This window comes from Hylemonella sp. GW821-FHT12C09, assembly GCF_058807395.1.
The window spans coordinates 592,064-610,312 of record NZ_JBXAQQ010000001.1 but is presented as its reverse complement, the minus strand read 5'-3'; the positions used below and the strand labels follow the sequence as shown (position 1 = coordinate 610,312).

Here is an 18,249-nt window from a genome sequence, read left to right as displayed (position 1 = left end):
AGTCTGTGCACGACAGTGCATGGAGGACCGGCATGTTCTCGATCTACGGTGAAAGCGGGCGCCTGTTCAAGGGTGCGATGGAAGACCTCTGGCGCGTCGAGGCCTTGCGCGCGGTCACCCGCGCACGCCGCCTCGAAGCCCAGCATCAGACGGCACCGGTCAGCCCCGTGGCAGCCCGCGACGTGGCAGCGCCCCACACCCTGGCAGGCGCCGCCCTGTCGGCTTATGCGCAAGCCGGCGGTGGCCAGCCGGTCCGGCATCCCCTCACCCGGGTGGCCGACGTCATGAGCCGGGGTGCCACCACCGTGGGGCAGGACCTGACCGTGCTGCAGGCCTGGCAGATGCTGGGTCGTGCCGGCCTGGGTCAGGCGCCCGTCACCAATGCCCTGGGCGAGCTGGTCGGCTTGCTGACACGGGCCGAACTGCTGAACCTCGATCGCCTGCCCCAGCCCGATGCACCCAGCCTGGTCTGGCGCGCCCTGCTGATGCAGCCGGTCTCGGCGGTCATGCTCAGTCCGGTGCCGGCCGTGTCCGAAGACATCGACCTGCGCCGTGTCGCGCGCGTGCTGCTCGACACCCGGCTCCCGGGCCTGCCGGTGGTGGCCGAGGAGGGGCAGGTCACCGGCTTCATCTCGCGTAGCGACATTTTGCGTGCAGTAGTGCACGATCCACCGCTGGATCTGTGGAGTTGAGCCTGGAGAGAAACTGCACCCTCGATTACCATCCATCGATCAGCAGGCCCTGCCTGTCGTGTCCTGATGGAACGCCGCAAGTTGACCGCACTCGAACCATGACGGGGAGATACATTCGGTGCTCGCAAACCTGAAGACTTACTGGCGCTGCGACGCCCGGTATTTTCTGCCGGCCGTGCTGGGGTTTTTGGTGGCCATGTCCCTGCCGCCTTTCCCTCTTTTCGAAGACCGGGCTTCCAGCATGCTGCAGCTGCATCTGGTGCTGGAGCTGTTTGCCGTCATCGTCGCGATCCTGATCGGGGTGGTCTCCTGGCATGACCTCAAGCACCAGAGCCGGCCCGAGTCGGGCGTCCTGCTGACCGGCTTCGCCGTGGTGGCCTTCGTGGACCTGGTGCATGCCCTGACCTATGACGGCATGCCCAGGCTGGTCACCGACAGCTCCACGCCCCGCGCCATCTTCTTCTGGCTGGCCGGTCGCACCCTGGTGCTGCTGACCCTGCTGCTGGTGGCGCTGCGCCTGCGCCTGCAACTCTCGCGCTACGTCTGGCTGGGCATCGCTGCCTTGGCTAGCGCCGCCCTGTTCTGGCTGGGAACCTGGGGGATGGAATGGGTGCCGACCACCTTCGTTACCGGCAGCGGTGTCACGACCTTCAAGCGCAACTACGAGTACGGCCTGTTCCTGGGTTATGGGGCGCTGGCCTTCCTTTTTGTCTACCGCGCAGGCGCAGACAACCGCCAGCGTTCCTTCGCCTTTGCCTCGTCCTGCCTGGTGATGGCCATGGGCGAGATCGTCTTCTCCAACTACAAGGCACCGTCGGATTTCCTGAACATCTTCGGCCACGTCTTCAAGATCGTGTCCTATGCCTTCCTCTACCAGAACGTTTTCGTGCTGGCGATTCGCCAGCCTTACGAAGCCCTGCGCAAGAGCGAAGGGCGGTTCCGGGCGCTGACGGAGCTGTCTGTCGATGGCTACTGGGAGCAGGATAGAAACTTTCGCTTCGTCAAGGTGTCCCAGTCGTTCCATGGCATGGAGATGCAGGCCATGCTGGGCCGGACCCGCTGGGAATTGCCTGTGCTGGGGGTGAGCGCCGAGCAGTGGCAGGCGCACCGTGCCCAGCTGGAGCGGCACGAACCTTTCCGGGATTTCGTCTACCAGGTCGAGGTGGCGCCCGGCAGGGTCCGCACCCTGGCGGCCAACGGCAGCCCCCTGTTTGACGAAGACGGCGAATTTCTCGGCTACCAGGGCGTGGGCCGCGACATCACCGAACAGCTGGCGGCCGAGAAGCGTATCGAGTTCCTGGCCTATCACGACACGCTGACCGGCCTGCCCAACCACCGCTTGCTGCAGGAGCAGTTTGCGCAGCTGACCGCCCAGTCCCTGCACCCCGAGGCGCGCGCCGCCCTTCTGCTGCTGGACCTGGACAACTTCAAGGGCATCAACGACATCCTTGGGCATGACAGCGGCGATGCCCTGCTGCGCGAAGTGGCCCGGCGCCTGCGGGTGAAGGCGCGTGACGTGGATGTGGTGAGCCGCCAGGGTGGTGACGAGTTTTACGTGCTGATGCCGGGCCTGCGACATGCCGATGATGTGGCCCTGCTGGCTTCCGCCCTGATGGAGAGCTTGCAGGAGCCGGTGATGCTGGGGGGGCAGGAAATCGTCACCTCGGCTTCCATGGGCGTGGCGATCTACCCTGACGACGGTGGTGATCTGGAGACCCTGCGCAAGAAGGCCGATGTGGCCATGTACCAAGCCAAGCAGGCTGGCCGCAACACCTACCGTTTTTTCGACGCGGCCATGAATGTGGAAGCCTTCGAGCACCTCAGCCTGCGCAACGGCCTGCACCGCGCGCTGGAGCGCGCCGAACTCACCTTGCACTACCAGCCTCAGATTGACCTGGGTAGCGGCGCCGTCGTCGGTGTCGAGGCGCTGCTGCGCTGGCGCCACCCCGATCGCGGCCTGATCTCCCCCGCCCGTTTCATCCCGGTGGCCGAGGAGAGCGGCCTGATCGTGCCTATCGGTGTCTGGGTGCTGAGCGAAGCCTGTCGCCAAGCCGTGGCCTGGCAGCGCGCAGGCTTGCCGGAACTGACCATGGCCGTCAACCTCTCGGCCGTGCAGTTCAAGCGCGGCGATGTCGAACAGTCGGTGCTGCGTGCGCTGGAAGAATCGGGTTTGTCGCCGCAACTGCTGGAGCTGGAGCTGACCGAGTCCATCCTGATCCAGAACGCCGAGGGTGTTCTGGCCAGCCTCAAGCGGCTCAAGCACATAGGTGTGAAACTGTCCATCGACGACTTCGGAACGGGGTATTCCAGCCTGTCCTACCTCAAGCGTTTCGACATCGACAAGCTCAAGATCGACCAGAGTTTCGTGCGCGACCTGGGCAAGGAGGAGGACGATGCTGCCATCGTGCGCGCCGTTATCCAGATGGCGCACAGCCTCAGCCTCAAGACCATTGCCGAAGGCGTGGAAACCGAAGAGATGCTGGCCAGCTTGTGCCGCTACGGCTGCGACGAAGCCCAGGGGTACCACTTCGCCCGGCCCATGCCGGCATCGGAGATGACGGAGTTCTTGCGCCGTGCGGTGGCGCAACCCGCCTGCACGCCCTCGAATCAGCCCGCCTGAGCGGGTGTCTGGCGCGGCACAGGCGACTGGTTTGCGCGAAATGGCCCAAAGTCCGGTCAGCCGGGGGGGCTGAAAAAGCTCTGATCAAGACCGGTCCCGTCATCACCTCGAGGGCTCGACCCGGAAGAAAAGCGCGCAGTGGTCGGACCAGAGCTTGGTCTGCGTTTCGCAGTTTTCGCCGTCGGCCAGCGCGGGCATGTGCTGCACCAGGTTGGCATAGGGCGTCTGTTTCGCCGGAGGAAAGTTGGGTATGTCACCGCTTCCTCTGCCGAACATGGCGCCGTCTACCTCACCACCGTTGGACCATGCCGCTACTTTGAACCTCGGGAAAAAGGAATCCAGCAAGCGCGTGTCCGGCCGCGAGCCGACATTGAAATCGCCGACCAGAATGGGCGGGTACAGCAGCGGGCCGGAGGACTGGAACCGGCTCTCCATGTCCGTCACGAGCTGGTTGATGTTCTGCGAGCCGAAGTCCAGTATCTGGAGGTTCTGCGGGTTGTCCGTATTCCATCCCCGGTGCACGTTGTAGATGTGCACGTAGTTGCCCGGCTGGCGAACCAGTTCGAAGCGGCTGAAGGCCGCATCGGACGTCGGGCGGGTGCGGTCTACGCCCTGTGTTGCCAGGCGGCCCCTTGTCCACGCCAGACCCAGCGGTGTCGGGCAGACGGCTTTGGACGGTTCATGATGGGTGGCCAGGGGGGTGACCAGCGGGCCGTCGATGAGTGGGCATACATCGGTCCGGTCGGCTGCCGGGGCGCAGCATTGCATGCTTCTGGCCAGATAGGTGCTCTGGAGTGGGAAGGGGGCGGTGTAAGGAGACACCACCGAGTCGCCGGGGCTGGGCTGGGTGATGACGTTTCTGACGCGGCTGGGACGATAGAGCAGTGCCAGACCTCCCTGTGTGGAGCAGAACTGCGCCGGTGCGCTGCCGATCCATGCGGTGCCGTCAGCCATGTGCCCCTTACCGGCCAGCAGATAGGCGATGCGGTACTGCTCGCCCCCCGCGTTGCGGATACCGTCCATCAGGAAATCAAGGGCTGCATAGTCTGGCAGGCGCCGGTCATCGGTCGGGCAGGTCCATTGTCCCGGTGCCTCCTGGAGTGCGATGACATCGGGGAAGTTGCCCGTGTCCCGCATCCAGGTGAAGATGCGCGTGTAACGGGTCTGCCACGTGACGCCGGTCGCGCTGTGCGGCACGTTCATGATGTCGTGCAGGTTGACCGTGAGGATGGAAACGCCCAACTGATCTCTGGCCAGCTCCTGGGCGGTTGTGCCCAAGGGCGTGGACTGGCACCCTACGATCAGAGCGGATGCCGCCATCAAGAACAGTGACAGCACGCGGGTAAGGTATGGCTTGGACATCTTTTTCTCCTGAATGATGTGTGAGAAATGTTTTGGTCTTGCTGTGTGTGGCATACGGGCCTGATGGATTCAGGGCCGGCAACTGCGCTGGCAGGCGATCAGTCCGGTGGCGCATTGCTGCGGGCGCGGGCCGTCCGCTTCGGTCACTTCCGCCATGCAGGCGTTGCGTTCCATGAGGCAGTCGCGAACGCATTTCTGTTGCGGCGTCAGTGGCGGCGGCGGTATGGCCGGTGGTCGGGGTGCTGCCGGGTCGTCCCGCAGGCAGGTGATGGGTACCCGTAGGGCACGTTGTTGCACGGGCCAGTCGTTGGGGTTGGTGGTGTCCGTCCTGCTGGCCACATCGACTTCCGCTTGGGTGCTGGCTTGTGTCGTCCCCTGGACAGTCGCCGAGCCGCCGGACCCGGCCGCTGTTTGAACATAGAGCTCGACCGAGGCCGGGCCATTGGCGTGCTCGATGCGCCTGCAGATGGCATGAAAGATCACGTCTTCGGTGCGGCTGGCGTTGGCACGGGCGGTGGGGAGGTGGATGACTGAAAAATGCCGGTTGGCGTTGGGCGGGTAGAGAAAGAGGGTGACGATGGTGTGGATACTGCCGTTGAAATTGGGGTCTCTGCGGTACTGCACGACAGCTTCCACGAGCTGTAACCCGCCCGGGCCACCCGCGGTCGCGGGAGCAACGAGAACAACGGGATTGACGGTCACCCGTTCAATGCTCCAGGGGGACGCGCAGCCAAACATCGTCAGCGTGATGAACGACAGCGCGCTGATGCGTAGCAGACGCATCAGGCCGGCGTCACACGACGAAAGCTGCCTCCATCCAACCATTGAATTCCGGTGCATGGAATGTTCCCCAGTTGTTCCGCGTCTCACGGCTCCATGACGCGGTGCGCGTCATGAACGGCTCAGAGGTACGGGGCGCGGAGCTGAATCAGAGGCCACCCGCCGCGTTTCTGAGTTGCTTGGCCCATTCTTGGGCAGGCCCATGGGTTTGACCATCCCACAAACGGGGGAGGTGACATGCGGCTTGGGGCTGGGGAAGAGGAGCGTCATCCATGAGCAGGCCCATGGAAAGACAAAAATGCGTGAGTACTGGTCTGGCGGAAGCGGTGAGATTCGAACTGTTATCTAAACCAAATTCCAGATGGAAATCCAGAATCTCAGGCAATTTCCCTTCATTGAATTCGATGCACAAATGTGCAACTAGAAGGGTCGGAGGTGCTCCATGTGAATTGCTTGGCAGGGAGTCTTACACCGCAAAATTCTTGATTAGCCTGTGTAAGTTAGAAACTAAGGTCAATGCCCTACGGCCAAAGACCGTGTCGACTCAGCCGCTGGTGGCAAAAACCACTGAATTTTTGGCGGTCTTCCATAGCATCCTCGTGTACGAAGTGGTTGGTCGTACTTTTCAGCCCCTTTTCTGAGCAGAGTCTAAGCGTTTGAGTTCACTGTGGACTCGCTGAAAAACTGACTCCAAGTCGGCTAAGCCGTTGGAATTCAAGTCAATGTAAGAGAGGGTCAGAAGGGTCAGAGGATGGATGCCCAGTTCTTGAGCAAGGATGTCAACCTTCCCCAAAGTTGGCGATTTCAAGCCCCGCTCCAGGACACTCAAGTAGGTTCTGCTGGACACAAGACCAAACGATTCTTGAGAGCGGCCTGAGCTAAGGCGAAGCGCCTTAAGGGCTTCAGCAAAATTATTTGTCTTCAAAAACTTCCGCGACATAGTCACGGATTACGCGATAATGAACCCCAAAGAGCTACAACCTATAGTGTTCATTTAATAATATGTTTATTACTAATGAAGCCCATCGTTCCAAGCTGGAAGCGCTCATCTCGGATGCTGGCGAATCCGTATGGCGCTCTGCAGAAGTCTGCATAGAGAAACCTTGGTTCATTGTTTCTGTCGTTCAGACCGGGTCTGGGGATACCGACTCCATACCATCTGATTTCATTGAAGACTCGGCCCTCATGCGCCGCACTCTACTCGTAGCGAACCTTGAAGACTTAGTTTCATTTACCGAGTCGCTTGATGTCGATACTTACACCTTGGCGGAAGTCCATGTTCTTCTGCCGCCTCTTTCAGAGTCGATGAACCGGTGGCAAATGGAGCCGCTCGCTGCGGTATGGGGTTTGGCTGAATCCTCACATGCGGGACTTCCCATGCTGGGGCGGGGAGTTCTTGAAACTACAAGCGGAGCGAAATACTGGGACTTTCCGAATGGCACTTATGACGGGCAGCAAAAGGAGCTTGTTCTGCGAATTAGGTTTTCCAATATGAGTTGACTGATGGCCTCGTACTGCATGAATAGGGCGCCTAGAGTAGCGCGTTAGCACCGACTCCGGACTGTGTAGCAGCTTCCTTGACAGTCAAGCTGCGATTTATATAAGCCAGACCAACCTGGTCCACTTCTCCAGACAAACAATATGAATGAAGTTCCTGAAGACTTCCCCCGAGGGTTCACTGCCTCGACAATCCCTGGAACACAAGACAAATTTATCGCCCGCAAGATCGACGGTCGTTTCGTAGTTGGTCTGACTGAGGAGGAGCGATTCGAGCGATGGAGTTACTGCGAAGACTTGGCTCAACAGCTCGCAGCACGGACACAACGCAAGCTTGCGGCGGATCTCATCTCTGACATTGATGCCTTTTACAAGGAGACCGAGCACAGGGTTCGGGGCCAAGGATGGGGCCTGAATGAGGACGAGGTGAAGTGGCTGATGAATCGCACTCGGTCGTTGGCCGATCCGCATCAATAGATCGACGATGCAGAGCCAAACAGGAAATTGCAGGATGGATTTTCTTCGGTGTGTAGGCGGCAGTGTTGAATTCCGCCGAAATCTGACCCACTAAGGACAGAGATTGGAGTGAACCCCTGCAGCTGGACCACCGGGAGTCAGATCTAAGCCAATTGCCGGACCAGTTGCTCTTCGAACTCGTTGGGTGACCGGTAGCCGAGTGCAGGCGCTTGGCGTTGTAGACCTCATCAATGAACCTCGGCAAACGCGCTGCGACATCGCCGAAGGTCTCATAGCCGCTGATGTAGACCTCTTCGACCTTGAGCGTCTTCATGAAGCTCTCGGCCTGTGCATTGTGATACGGATTGCCAGGCGAGCTCATGGAGCCTTTCATGCCGGCCTCCTGCAGGGCCCGGCGGTAGGATTCACTTGCGTATTGCGCCCCTCGGTCCGTATGGAAGATGCAGCCCGCCAAAGCCTGCCGGCCTTTCACTGCGGATCTCAGTGCCGCCAGGGCCAGCGTCGTATCGATGTTGCGCGAGATCGCGTAACCCACCACCTTGCGGCTGCAAGCGTCCAGAATCGCCGCCAGGTAGCAGAATCCTGAGGCCATCTGGATGTAGGTGAAGTCGGCAACCCACACGACGTTTGTCCGAGAGGGAATGACGTTGCGGTACAGGTTGGGGAAGATCGGCGAGTTGTGCTTGCTGTCGGTGGTGCGGACGAATCGCCTGCGCGGCTTGATGCCCAGGCCCTGTGCCTTCATGACGCGCGCGACTCGCTTGTGATTGACCACGTGGCCGCGGCGCCGCAATTCGTGCGTCACGCGTCGGTACCCATAGCCCGACAAGTCATCCTGAATGATCTAAATCAGCTCGGTGAGCCTGGCATCGCCCAGACTCTCGTGAACTGCCGTCGAGCGGTAGTAGAAGGTGCTGCGCGGCAGATCGATCACTTGGCACCCCCGTCGAATGGAGCAGGCTTGAGGCCGGTGATGATCGAGAAGTTCTCGTTGTCGTTCACGAGGCGCAGGCGCGGTGTTTTTTTATCCAATTCCAGCTCCATGGTGAGCTGGCCGACCTTGCGCTCGAGGGCACCCGATAGCTCAAGGATCCTGTACCAGCTGACCGATATAGGCCGATCTGAGTCGGTCGCGGTAGTTGGCCTGAAAGACGGCACCGGCCGTCACCGTTCATTCGACGGCCAACCTATCGTACGACCGCAATACCTTCGAGACCGGTTGTTTCGTAATCCGTAATAGCATTCTGGAAGCCTCGGCGTCGGTTCCAAAACACGCGCCATAGCGCAGGATTCGCCGCCCAGCCGTTGCTTAGCCTGTTACGCGGTCGCCGACATCGATGAGGGCAAATAGACCGGTGAGCCAATGACGGCTTCCGGTCTTTAAGAGTGCGCCTAGCCCTACACTTCGGATGACGGCAACCGCTGCCCAGCCGACGTTCGGCACGCTCAAGTCGATGACGGCATTGCAGCGGAAGCGCCAGTTCCGGGAGCGGGAAAGCTGCTGTTGGATGGCGTGATGAGGCTCGATTCCCGAAATGTCTGCTCTGGGAGGTACTGCAGTCATTCAACCGTAGAAATGGGTAATGTTCGGTATTGGCGTCAGCGGTCACTGGCTTGCCAAAGTTGACCGACGGCAACCAGCCTTGAAGTGACATTCCCGCCACAACTGTGAATCACACTAATTTAATGAATTACACAAGTATTTCTTGAACTGAGATTGGGTGGTTTGCCGAAAAGTTCAATGCAGATACTAGATGACACCGCATGGTCATGGTATTGCCGCTTTGACATTACTTGCGGCACCGGGCGTGCCGTGAATTCTCCGGGGGAGTTTCAGTCAATCTTGCTCTTTTGACGCACGAGCCCGCTGGCGGGGCGATATAGATTTCAGCATCTGCAGCGGACTGATGGTGACCGTCGGCTGCAGCATTGAGATCCAATCCGTCCTTTCCATGGCCTTTAGGACCCGCACCAGAGTCTCGACCGTGGCTCCTTTCCCGCCCTCAAGATTGCGCACCGCTGTACGGGAGACACCAGCATCCCGGGCCAGCGCTTCCTGGGATAAGTTCCGTAGCAATCGAGCAGCACGGATTTGCTCACCCAACGTTACTTCGAGCTCGGCCGGCGTAGAGAGATCTTTTGCCATGGGTTGATCAGTAGATCGATTTAGGACTTGATGCTATTGGCTTTCTTTAAGACCAATAAATGAAAAGTTAGGCTTATTGGTTTTTATTAGAACCAAAATCCCAGAACAATAAAAGCAAGCCTTGCCAAGTCGATAGGCCATGTTTACTTGTCTAGTATCGTGGACAAATGATCACGCACGACTCACTCAGCATTCTTGACCGCCAATCACTTTTACAGCTTGGTGACCGTCTCAAGCGGTTGCGTAAAGCCCGAGGCTTTGGCACGGTCGAGATGGCCAAACGCGCCGGGGTCTCACGCACGACGCTGACTGCCGTCGAGTCGGGTGATCCAAGTCCCTCTATCGTCCTTGGCGATGACGGATCGAAGCCTATTGACGATTGAGTGAGCGGAGAGGCCCTTCGCGAAGGGTGAGCAGTGGCTACAAACGCTCAGGTGTACACGCCTGTTGAATTCCGCCGAAATCTGATCCACTGTGGACAGTGATTGGAGTGAACCCCTGCGGCTGGACCACCGGGCAAAGCAGAACTGATACGCTGGCCGGGCCTTCAACCAGGAGAAGGTCATGTCATCAGGAGGCAAGTAGGGGCCACCCGCTGGTCCAAGTATCGCCCTCATGACCATCTGCGGCAAAAGTGCCTTGACCGGCCGCTTCGCGCTCTGAGGCGGCCGACCAGCCTGAAAGCTTCTCAATGACCGGCATCGCTGGCTGCAGTCATTGGCGCTTCAAAATCTAGCGGCGGCAATCAGCCTTGAACCGACATTGCCATCACAGCCGACGCTAGCGCAGTGATTTCTGCCGGTGGATTGTGGGCGAGCGGAATTTCGACATTTGTCTTGGATTTTTAGCGGTCATGGATGTTGAGGTGCCTTGTCAGCGCAATATCCATGCGCCTTCCTGAATGTATATAATGAATTATATTAATAAAATTAATTATATGTATGGCGTCCGCATCACGCGCAATCGTCCTGACAGAACGTGCCATTGCCAGTTTAGCAAAGCAGCCGGGCCTGACTCAAGCCACTGCGTTGCTGCTCTGGAAATTGGTCGGTCTCCTGCCCATTTCTGGACAGCCTCTGAATCTCAGCCAGCTTGCTGATGAACTGGGCCTGACCATCGCTACAGTCACAAACGGCATGCAGACGTTGCTCAAGGCGGGGTTTGTGCTGCGTGGTCCCAAGGTGGGAAGGCTCCACACTTACAAGCTCAATACCGCTTATTTCCATCATCTATGAGCGATACGGCCGCAGACATGACTTAGCCCCACTGCAAGAGGCGGCTTGCCTGTTCCGAACATCGAGTGTCCGGTCTCGGCGGTACAGCGGCCACATGAGCCGCTGCCTGTTGGATGTCCGGTAATTGTCGCCACAGTCATTGACGCCGCTGAAGCCGAGTGACGCAGATCAGCCTGAAGCTGCCTCCGACCAAGCTCGACTCAATGTCGGCTTCTGGCCGGCTACCGCCACCAGGCGCCAGAGGTCCCGAACGCTGCACTCCGGTCTGTCGTCATGACAACGTCGGTTCAAGGCTGGTCGCGGCCCTTCGGCCAACGCTCATTCGCCGGGAGCTAATGATCCATAACGGACACACGACCTGACGGGTATATTCCATCCTGTGTGAGTCCTTGAAGCGTCCGCCGTATGGTTGCAATCTATGGAAAAAATCACAAGTGAACTTATCTCCCCAGTTATTAAGGATGCCTACTCAGATGCAGTCGCCCCCGCGATGCGCGAGTTCGGCAAGATTGGCGAGGACGCAGTCAAGGTGGCTCGTTTAGCATTGTTTCCAATCCAGTACGGTGCGTTGCTGCAAGACAGGCTCGCACGTTACCTGGCCAAGGCACTAGACAAGGTTCCAGAGGAACGCCGCGTTGCGCCACGCGATGCCGTTATGTTGCCGGTGGCGGAGAAGCTTCGCCATGAGGACGAAGATGGAAATCCAATCGCGGACCTGTATGTGAACCTTTTAGCTCGAGCGATGGACCGGGAGCGTCTCGGAGACGCGCACCCTGCCTTCGTGCATCTTATTGGGCAACTAGCGCCAGACGAGATTCTGATCCTATTACAGCTAAGTGCACAGCGTCATCGCGTGTTTTTTCGCCTCGTGCCCAGCGAACCTGCTCTGCTGCATGAGCAGGTAGTCCCTCTGTTGCAGAGAATGCCTGAGCTCGTGGCGGCTGAGTTGCTTGGTGCTGCCGTCCGGCCTGAAGATCTCGCACAACCAGAGCTATTTCTGACGTTCCTAGAGCATTTGGTGGCGCTAGGGATTGTTGAATACACAAATGAACCAAGATCGAACGAGTCAAGAGAACTGTCGTTCCGCTTCCTTGGGTTCGAGTATCACTTCATTCGGCTTACGGCTTTCGGCCATCTATTTCATCGCGCATGTGTTGAGTCTGACGAACTGTTGGCTCCCCGCTAACTTGTTCTGATTGGCGTTTGATGACTGACGGCGACATGGTCCAGAGTATTCGGTAAATCGAGATTGTTGCAGTCGCTGCACACTGGACGGTGGTTGCCGCATCAGAAGAGCTGCGGGTTATCGGCCGTCGCCGTGGCCATCATGGCTTCAGCCGGATACGCCTTCATGAAATCCATGCTCTCATCTGGCTTGGCCTCCAGCCAGGCATCGTATTGATCCTCAGGCAGGATCACCACCATCCGCTTCTCATCTTCCGGACGGTGAAATTGATTCATGAGCAGGTGGTCTGTCGCATTGATCGTCAGCATGGTGAAGCTGTAGATCAACTCGCCGTCCGGCGAAGTCCATCGATCCCAAAGCCCAGCGATTCCCATGGGCTGGCTACTCCCCAGGGCAATGTTGGTCGGAATCGAGATTCCTGATCGCCAGTCCGGCTCAAAGAACGACATCGCGGGGACCACGCAGTGCTGCCCCATGCTCCACGCATTCCGATAGCTGGGCTTCTCCGCGACTGTCTCGGTCCTGGCGTTGTACGTGCTGCGCACCTTCTTCAGGTCCTTGACCCAGGGTGCCACCATTCCAAACCGACCCAACTGCGCGAGGCGCCCGCCATCACCGTCCTTGCGGATGAAGCCGGCCTCGTAGCCTGGCCAGACGTGATGTGCTCCCGGGCCCGGGGGAGGCTCGGCCTTGAATGTCTCCCGGTAGATCGCGGCAAGCGGCGGCGCCAGGTAGTTGCTGCACATGCCTTGATTCTAAGTAGCCCCCGCCATATACTGGATGTATGAACAGTATTCTAACGCAAGGCGCACCAGCCTTGATGAACAACGCAGCTCTCGTGCTTCCCGAGCTGGGAAGCGCCCAGGCTGGGTTTCCCTCGCCAGCGGAAGATCTGCAGGAGAAGGCCATAGACCTCGGGCAGGTCCTCGTCACTCACCCACAAGCGACTTTCCTTATCCGAGCTCGCGGTCAGTCCATGATCGACGCCGGCATCCACGACAACGCCATCCTTGTGGTGGACCGAGCTCTAAAGCCCCAGCACATGGACATCGTGGTGGCAGTTGTGGATGGTGAGTTCACGATCAAGCACCTCTGGAAGCGAGGTGGTCGGCCGAAGCTGAAGGCTGCGAACCCAACCTTTCCGGACATCACACCCAAGGACGGCCAGACGCTGGAAATCTGGGGCGTGGTGACGGCCGGTATCAACCAGTACCGCAAGTGAGCATGGCCGGAGAAATTCTGTGTACGCCCTCGTGGATGGGAACAACTTCTATGTCTCGTGCGAGCGAGTCTTCCGACCTGACCTGAACGGCCGTCCGGTCATCGTCCTCTCCAACAACGACGGATGCGCGATTGCGCGCAGCAACGAAGCCAAGGCCCTGGGTATCAAGATGGGTGCCCCTTGGTTTGGGATCCGGCACTTGGAAGAGAAGGAAGGACTGGTCGCACTCTCGGCTAACTTCGCCTTGTATGGCGACATGTCTGACCGGATGATGAGCCTGGTCGCAGGACTGGGGCATCAGCAGGAAATCTACTCCATCGATGAGTCTTTCGTGGACCTCTCAGGTGTCCGCGGGGACTTGATGGACCGCAGCCGCCGACTGCGGCAGCGTGTTCTGGACTGGACAGGCTTGCCCACCTGCGTGGGAATAGGCCAGACCAAGACCCTGGCCAAGCTGGCCAACCACATCGCCAAGAGCGCCGAGCGAAAGCCAGGCAGCTACTCGTCCGAGCTCAGTCAGGTCTGCAATCTCGCCGCGATGCAGGGAGAGGAACTGCAGCAAGTGCTGGCAGACACCGAGGTGCGGGACGTCTGGGGCGTGGGGCCGCGTATCGGACAGCAGCTGGAGGACGAAGGCATCAAGACGGTCCTGGATCTCACCCAACTCGATCCCGCAACGGTACGCAGGCGCTGGTCCGTCGTCTTGGAGCGTACGGTGCGCGAGCTGCAAGGAACACCCTGCGTGGATTTGGAAGACGCACCGCCGGCGAAGAAGGAGATCGCCTGCACACGGTCGTTTGGCAGAGCGGTGATAGAGCTGGGTGAGCTGGAGGAGGCGGTGACCACCTTCGCCAGCCGTGCGGCAGAAAAGCTGAGGCGCCAGGGCAGCCATGCGGGCCAGGTTCTGACCTTCGTGCGGACCAGTCCGTTCCGCCCCGACAAGCAGTACTCCAGGTCAATCATCGTTCCGCTGCGCAGGCCGACGGCGGACACCGCGGCCCTGGTGGAGGGCGCGCTAATGGGCCTGAGGACTATCTACCGATCCGGCTACAAATTCGCGAAGGCGGGGGTGATGCTAGTCGACCTCTCAGGCGCTTACGTGGAGCAAGGGGAGCTGGACTTTGATGAGGGAGACAGTGGCGACCGGTCCCGGCTCATGAAAACCATGGATGCGCTGAACCAGCGCTATGGCCGAGGTACCGTGATCATCGGCAGTGCGGGGACGGGGGAGATGCCGAGGAACTGGGCGATGAAGCAAGAGAGACGGACACCTAGGTATACGACAAGGATCGGGGAAATCCCGGTGGGGAAGGCGTAGGCCAGAGATCAAATACGTTGTCCGACCAAGTATCTGTAGCAAACGGTGCCAGCTGACAGTTTTAGGCTGATTGCCGCCACGTGGTTTTGGAGCGCCAATGACCGCTGCAATCGGCAGCGGTCATTGAACAGTAATCAGGCTAGTAGCGGCTTCAGAGTGCGAAGCTAACCGCGCCTAGCACGGAGCGCAATATTGAGTTGATCGACAACCTCTGACCAATCAGCATCGTCTTGAAGCTTTTCCCGAAGAAGGGTGGCTTGCGCAGCACTCCAAAACGGCGCGTCCTCTAATCGCACCTCGGCAGACAACGGTGAATTCTTCTCGATAAATGCACGGATATCGGCTGGCTCGCGCGAGAGGCCAATCTGGGAAAAAAGCTCAGAGAATTGGTGATAGAAAGCATCCATCTCAAAAACCTCTTCTTGCGTCTTCAACCATTCTGCGTACACACCATCTCGCATAAGCAGGACCCAGGAGCCATCCCAGCCATCTCAGGGCCAATGGGCCGGGCAATTCGTAATCGATCCAGACCTACAGGCGCGTGTCCGTACCCGCTGGCACCAGGATAAAGCCCATCCGATAGGCTCCAATGACGAGCAAGCGCGGCTCGCCAAGCGTGGCCTACGCCTTGCGTAAGGGTGGCTCATATTCATTCACGATCTCGTCCAGCCCGAGTTCAATGCCGGCGACACGCCCGTTCATGCGGATAACCGAGCCGACACGATGCCCCTGAAACTGATCCAGCTCGAAATTGAATTTCGAGCCCAAGGTCATCCACGACGCTTTTGTCATGTGCGCCGCCAGCCGGCGTTGGTCGTCCAGCCTCGCAAAAATCTGCTCTGGCGCCGCATGGATCAGCGCCACAGCCTTGGCATGTCTCTCTCGCTGTTGACTCATCGCCGTAGACGCAATGCATTACCGATCACCGACGCCGAACTGAAGCTCATGGCCAGTGCGGCAATCAGGGGAGAAAGCAGCCATCCGGTCACTGGATATAAGACACCGGCGGCCACCGGAATACCCAGCGCGTTGTACAGGAAGGCAAACATGAGGTTCTGCTTCATGTTGCGCACGGTGTCTTCCGACAAGGTACGTGCCACCGCAATCCCGCGCAGATCGCCCTTGACCAGGGTGATCTGCGCGCTGTTCATCGCCACGTCGGTGCCGGTGCCCATGGCGATGCCGACATCCGCTTTCGCCAGTGCTGGCGCGTCGTTGATACCATCGCCCGCCATCGCGACGACCCGACCTTCACGCTGCAGCTTCTCCACAAGGATGAGTTTGTCCGCCGGCTTGACCTCACCATGCACCTCGTCTATCCCCAGTCGGGCACCGACCGCCTTGGCCGTCGTCAGGCCATCGCCGGTGGCCATCACGATGCGCATGCCGGCTGCCTTCAGGTTGGCCAGCGCCTCGGGCGTGCTGGCCTTGATGGGATCGGAGACAGCCAGCAGCCCGGCCAAGCGGCCGTCAACCGCCAAATGCATGACGCTGGCGCCCTCCGCACGGAGTGCCTCAGCCTGGGGAACGAGGGTGTCAACCGACACACCCATCTGCTGCATCAGGGTTGTATTCCCCAGCGCCAGTTGCCGTCCGCCAACGCTTCCGCGCACGCCGATACCGGATCCAGACTCAAACTGCTCAGGCTTGTCCAGCGCAAGGCCGCGCTCGCGGGCGGCGCGCACGATGGCGTCGGCCAAGGGGTGCTCGCTGCCCTGATCCAGGCTGGCCGCCAGCCGCAACACTTCGTCTGCCTCGAAACCGGCAGCCGCAACCGCGCGGTCGAAGGCCGGCCGACCTTCCGTCAGGGTGCCAGTCTTGTCGATGATCAGCGTGTCGATCCGGCGCATGTGCTCGATGGCCGCTGCGTCGCGGAACAGCACACCACGGGTGGCGCCCTTGCCGGTCGCCACCATGATGGACATGGGCGTCGCCAGTCCGAGCGCACAGGGACAGGCAATGATCAGGACGGCAACCGAATTGATCAGCGCATAGACCCAGCTAGGCTGAGGCCCAAAGAACCCCCAGACAAAGAAGGTCAGCAGCGCAATGGCAACGACCATGAGTACGAAATACCCGGCCACGATGTCCGCCATGCGCTGCATCGGCGCCTTGGAGCGCTGGGCCTGCGCCACCATCTGAACAATCTGCGCCAACATGGTCGAAGAACCGACTTTTTCTGAGCGCATGACCAGGGCGCCGTTGGTATTCATGGTGGCACCGATCACCTTGTCACCGACCCGCTTTGTCACGGGCACTGGCTCTCCAGTGAGCATCGATTCGTCAACCGCGCTACTCCCTTCCTCCACCACGCCATCCACCGGCACCTTTTCTCCGGGCCGGATGCGCAGCCGGTCGCCCACATGCACATGGGTCAAGGGCACGTCCTCTTCCGAACCATCGACACGAATGCGCCGCGCAGTCTTGGGCGCCAAACCCAGCAGCGACTTGATAGCGGCCGAGGTCTGGGACCGGGCTTTCAATTCGAGCACCTGCCCCAAAAGCGTCAGCGAAATGATGACTGCAGTGGCCTCGTAATAGACGGCCACACGGCCCATGGCAACGAAGGAGGCCGGGAACACTTCCGGCGCGATGGTAGCTACCAGGCTGTAAAGAAAGGCGGCACCGGTGCCCAAGCCGATCAAAGTCCACATATTGGGACTGCGGTTGAGAACCGACTGCCAGCCGCGCTCAAAAAACGGCCAGCCCGCCCACAGCACGATCGGCAGGGAGAGGACCAGTTCGATCCAGCTCTGTCGTGCCATGTCAAACCAGTTGAGCTGGTGGCCAAACATGGCCAACACCGTCACAACCACTGTCAGCGGGAGCGTCCACCAGAAGCGTCGCCGAAAATCTTTCAGCTCAGGGTTGTCTTCCTCTTCCAACTCCGGCAGCAAAGGCTCAAGGGTCATGCCGCACTTGGGGCATGAGCCCGGATGGTCCTGCCGGATCTCCGGATGCATGGGACAGGTGTAGATCGTCCCAATGGGCGCCGGCGCTGACACCGGTGCGGCGGCTACCGGGCTTGCGTAGCGCTCTGGATCAGCGGCGAACTTGCCTTGGCACTTCGCACTGCAGAAAAAGTAACTCTGCCCCTGGTGGCTGAGGCGGTGTTCTGACTGCGCGGTGACTGCCATGCCGCAGACCGGATCTTTCAAACCAGCCGTCTGCGCCGGTGATGTCGAGGCTGGTTTTACCCCATCATGATGATGGTGTTCGTGATGAGCATGTTCATCCATGGCTTCAACTTCCCTTCTGTTCTCAAACAATCTTGGCGCAGCGGCAGTTCAGTCAACGGCCGCAGCAGCAACCACCTTGACCTTGCGTGGCTTTGGCGCTGGTGCAGCGCCCCATGCTAGGGCTCGGCGAATCTTCGCTCACCGATACCGGCGAACCTGAAACCAGTTTCCCCTTGTAGCCAGCTTCAGTCAGCGCATCCAGCATATCCTGCAGATGGTTTCCATCACCTGGAGACGCGACCATCGCCCGTCCTCGCGCGAGATCCACGTCAACATGACTGACACCGGGAACGCGAGTCAACGCTCTGCGCACGGCGTTGGCACAAGAGCCGCAGGTCATACCTTCTACTGACAGTTCCATCGAGCTCATAAGTTTCTCCTGTTAGGCGTCTCTATTGACGCAGATACCAAGATAAACCTTCCCATCATGTCAATGTCAAGCGTTATTCCCGAGGCTTGATCATCCCCCCGCCTG

The 18,249-nt window shown here is 59.5% G+C and carries 17 protein-coding genes and 1 pseudogene; 8 read left to right on the top strand and 10 right to left on the bottom strand.

The features are described from left to right. Nucleotides 1-32 precede the first annotated feature (32 nt). Together AC1RRP_RS03000 and AC1RRP_RS02995 are read left to right on the top strand one after the other, a co-directional pair. Entirely contained in the window at nt 33-692 is a 660-nt protein-coding gene (locus AC1RRP_RS03000) for a CBS domain-containing protein (RefSeq protein ID WP_493033075.1), read from the top strand. Between the two features lie 118 nt (nt 693-810). Further along, the gene (locus tag AC1RRP_RS02995) at nt 811-3,312 is read left to right on the top strand and encodes a bifunctional diguanylate cyclase/phosphodiesterase (protein ID WP_493033073.1); all 2,502 of its coding nucleotides are present in this window, start codon (nt 811-813) and stop codon (nt 3,310-3,312) included. Between the two features lie 102 nt (nt 3,313-3,414). Here the strand turns inward: AC1RRP_RS02995 and AC1RRP_RS02990 are convergent, their stop codons facing one another. From AC1RRP_RS02990 to AC1RRP_RS02980, 3 genes are all read right to left on the bottom strand, one after another. After that, on the bottom strand, nt 3,415-4,674 hold the full coding sequence (locus tag AC1RRP_RS02990) for a hypothetical protein (protein ID WP_493033071.1): 1,260 nt from the start codon (nt 4,672-4,674) through the stop codon (nt 3,415-3,417). A gap of 69 nt (nt 4,675-4,743) precedes the next feature. After that, nucleotides 4,744-5,457, bottom strand: a complete 714-nt coding sequence (locus AC1RRP_RS02985) for a hypothetical protein (RefSeq protein WP_493033066.1) — start codon at nt 5,455-5,457, stop codon at nt 4,744-4,746. Between the two features lie 622 nt (nt 5,458-6,079). Further along, nucleotides 6,080-6,394: a helix-turn-helix domain-containing protein gene (locus tag AC1RRP_RS02980; protein WP_493033061.1), complete on the bottom strand. Its 315-nt coding sequence runs from the start codon at nt 6,392-6,394 to the stop codon at nt 6,080-6,082. Nucleotides 6,395-6,456: 62 nt separating this feature from the next. Between AC1RRP_RS02980 and AC1RRP_RS02975 the strand changes: the two genes are divergently transcribed. Then, a complete protein-coding gene (locus AC1RRP_RS02975; RefSeq protein WP_493033059.1) occupies nt 6,457-6,954 on the top strand; it encodes a hypothetical protein in 498 nt (165 codons plus the stop codon). A 343-nt stretch (nt 6,955-7,297) separates the two neighbouring features. On the opposite strand, the gene AC1RRP_RS02970 is transcribed toward AC1RRP_RS02975, so the two are convergent. Further along, complete coding sequence (locus AC1RRP_RS02970; protein ID WP_493033058.1) at nt 7,298-8,257, bottom strand: IS3 family transposase; 960 nt, start codon at nt 8,255-8,257, stop codon at nt 7,298-7,300. Nucleotides 8,258-9,265: 1,008 nt separating this feature from the next. Then, nucleotides 9,266-9,574, bottom strand: a complete 309-nt coding sequence (locus tag AC1RRP_RS02965; protein ID WP_174252887.1) for a helix-turn-helix transcriptional regulator — start codon at nt 9,572-9,574, stop codon at nt 9,266-9,268. A 167-nt stretch (nt 9,575-9,741) separates the two neighbouring features. Here AC1RRP_RS02965 and AC1RRP_RS02960 point away from each other — a divergent pair. The 3 genes and pseudogenes from AC1RRP_RS02960 to AC1RRP_RS02950 form a co-directional block, all read left to right on the top strand. Next, a pseudogene (locus AC1RRP_RS02960) lies at nt 9,742-9,918 on the top strand (helix-turn-helix transcriptional regulator); the annotation flags it as partial. 597 nt (nt 9,919-10,515) lie between these two features. Then, nucleotides 10,516-10,809 carry a MarR family transcriptional regulator gene (locus AC1RRP_RS02955; RefSeq protein WP_493033057.1) on the top strand — a complete coding sequence of 98 codons (294 nt, stop codon included), beginning with the start codon at nt 10,516-10,518 and terminating at the stop codon, nt 10,807-10,809. 418 nt (nt 10,810-11,227) lie between these two features. Further along, nucleotides 11,228-11,995: an Abi-alpha family protein gene (locus tag AC1RRP_RS02950; protein ID WP_493033056.1), complete on the top strand. Its 768-nt coding sequence runs from the start codon at nt 11,228-11,230 to the stop codon at nt 11,993-11,995. 101 nt (nt 11,996-12,096) lie between these two features. On the opposite strand, the gene AC1RRP_RS02945 is transcribed toward AC1RRP_RS02950, so the two are convergent. Next, nucleotides 12,097-12,741 (bottom strand): SOS response-associated peptidase, encoded by a 645-nt coding sequence (locus AC1RRP_RS02945; protein WP_493033055.1) that lies wholly within the window; start codon nt 12,739-12,741, stop codon nt 12,097-12,099. A gap of 38 nt (nt 12,742-12,779) precedes the next feature. On the opposite strand from AC1RRP_RS02945, the gene AC1RRP_RS02940 reads away from it, so the two are divergent. Next, nucleotides 12,780-13,217 (top strand): LexA family protein, encoded by a 438-nt coding sequence (locus AC1RRP_RS02940; protein WP_493033054.1) that lies wholly within the window; start codon nt 12,780-12,782, stop codon nt 13,215-13,217. 19 nt (nt 13,218-13,236) lie between these two features. Continuing rightward, nucleotides 13,237-14,535 carry a Y-family DNA polymerase gene (locus AC1RRP_RS02935; RefSeq protein WP_493033053.1) on the top strand — a complete coding sequence of 433 codons (1,299 nt, stop codon included), beginning with the start codon at nt 13,237-13,239 and terminating at the stop codon, nt 14,533-14,535. Nucleotides 14,536-14,699: 164 nt separating this feature from the next. On the opposite strand, the gene AC1RRP_RS02930 is transcribed toward AC1RRP_RS02935, so the two are convergent. The 4 genes from AC1RRP_RS02930 to AC1RRP_RS02915 form a co-directional block, all read right to left on the bottom strand. Further along, nucleotides 14,700-14,942, bottom strand: a complete 243-nt coding sequence (locus AC1RRP_RS02930) for a DUF2789 domain-containing protein (RefSeq protein ID WP_493033432.1) — start codon at nt 14,940-14,942, stop codon at nt 14,700-14,702. A 214-nt stretch (nt 14,943-15,156) separates the two neighbouring features. Continuing rightward, the gene (locus tag AC1RRP_RS02925) at nt 15,157-15,432 is read right to left on the bottom strand and encodes a hypothetical protein (protein ID WP_493033052.1); all 276 of its coding nucleotides are present in this window, start codon (nt 15,430-15,432) and stop codon (nt 15,157-15,159) included. After that, nucleotides 15,429-17,774, bottom strand: coding sequence for a heavy metal translocating P-type ATPase (locus tag AC1RRP_RS02920; protein ID WP_493033051.1), 2,346 nt, complete (start codon nt 17,772-17,774; stop codon nt 15,429-15,431). The genes AC1RRP_RS02925 and AC1RRP_RS02920 overlap by 4 nt, the downstream gene beginning before the upstream one ends. 52 nt (nt 17,775-17,826) lie before the next feature. Beyond that, nucleotides 17,827-18,144 (bottom strand): heavy-metal-associated domain-containing protein, encoded by a 318-nt coding sequence (locus AC1RRP_RS02915; protein WP_493033050.1) that lies wholly within the window; start codon nt 18,142-18,144, stop codon nt 17,827-17,829. Between the last annotated feature and the right edge of the window lie 105 nt (nt 18,145-18,249).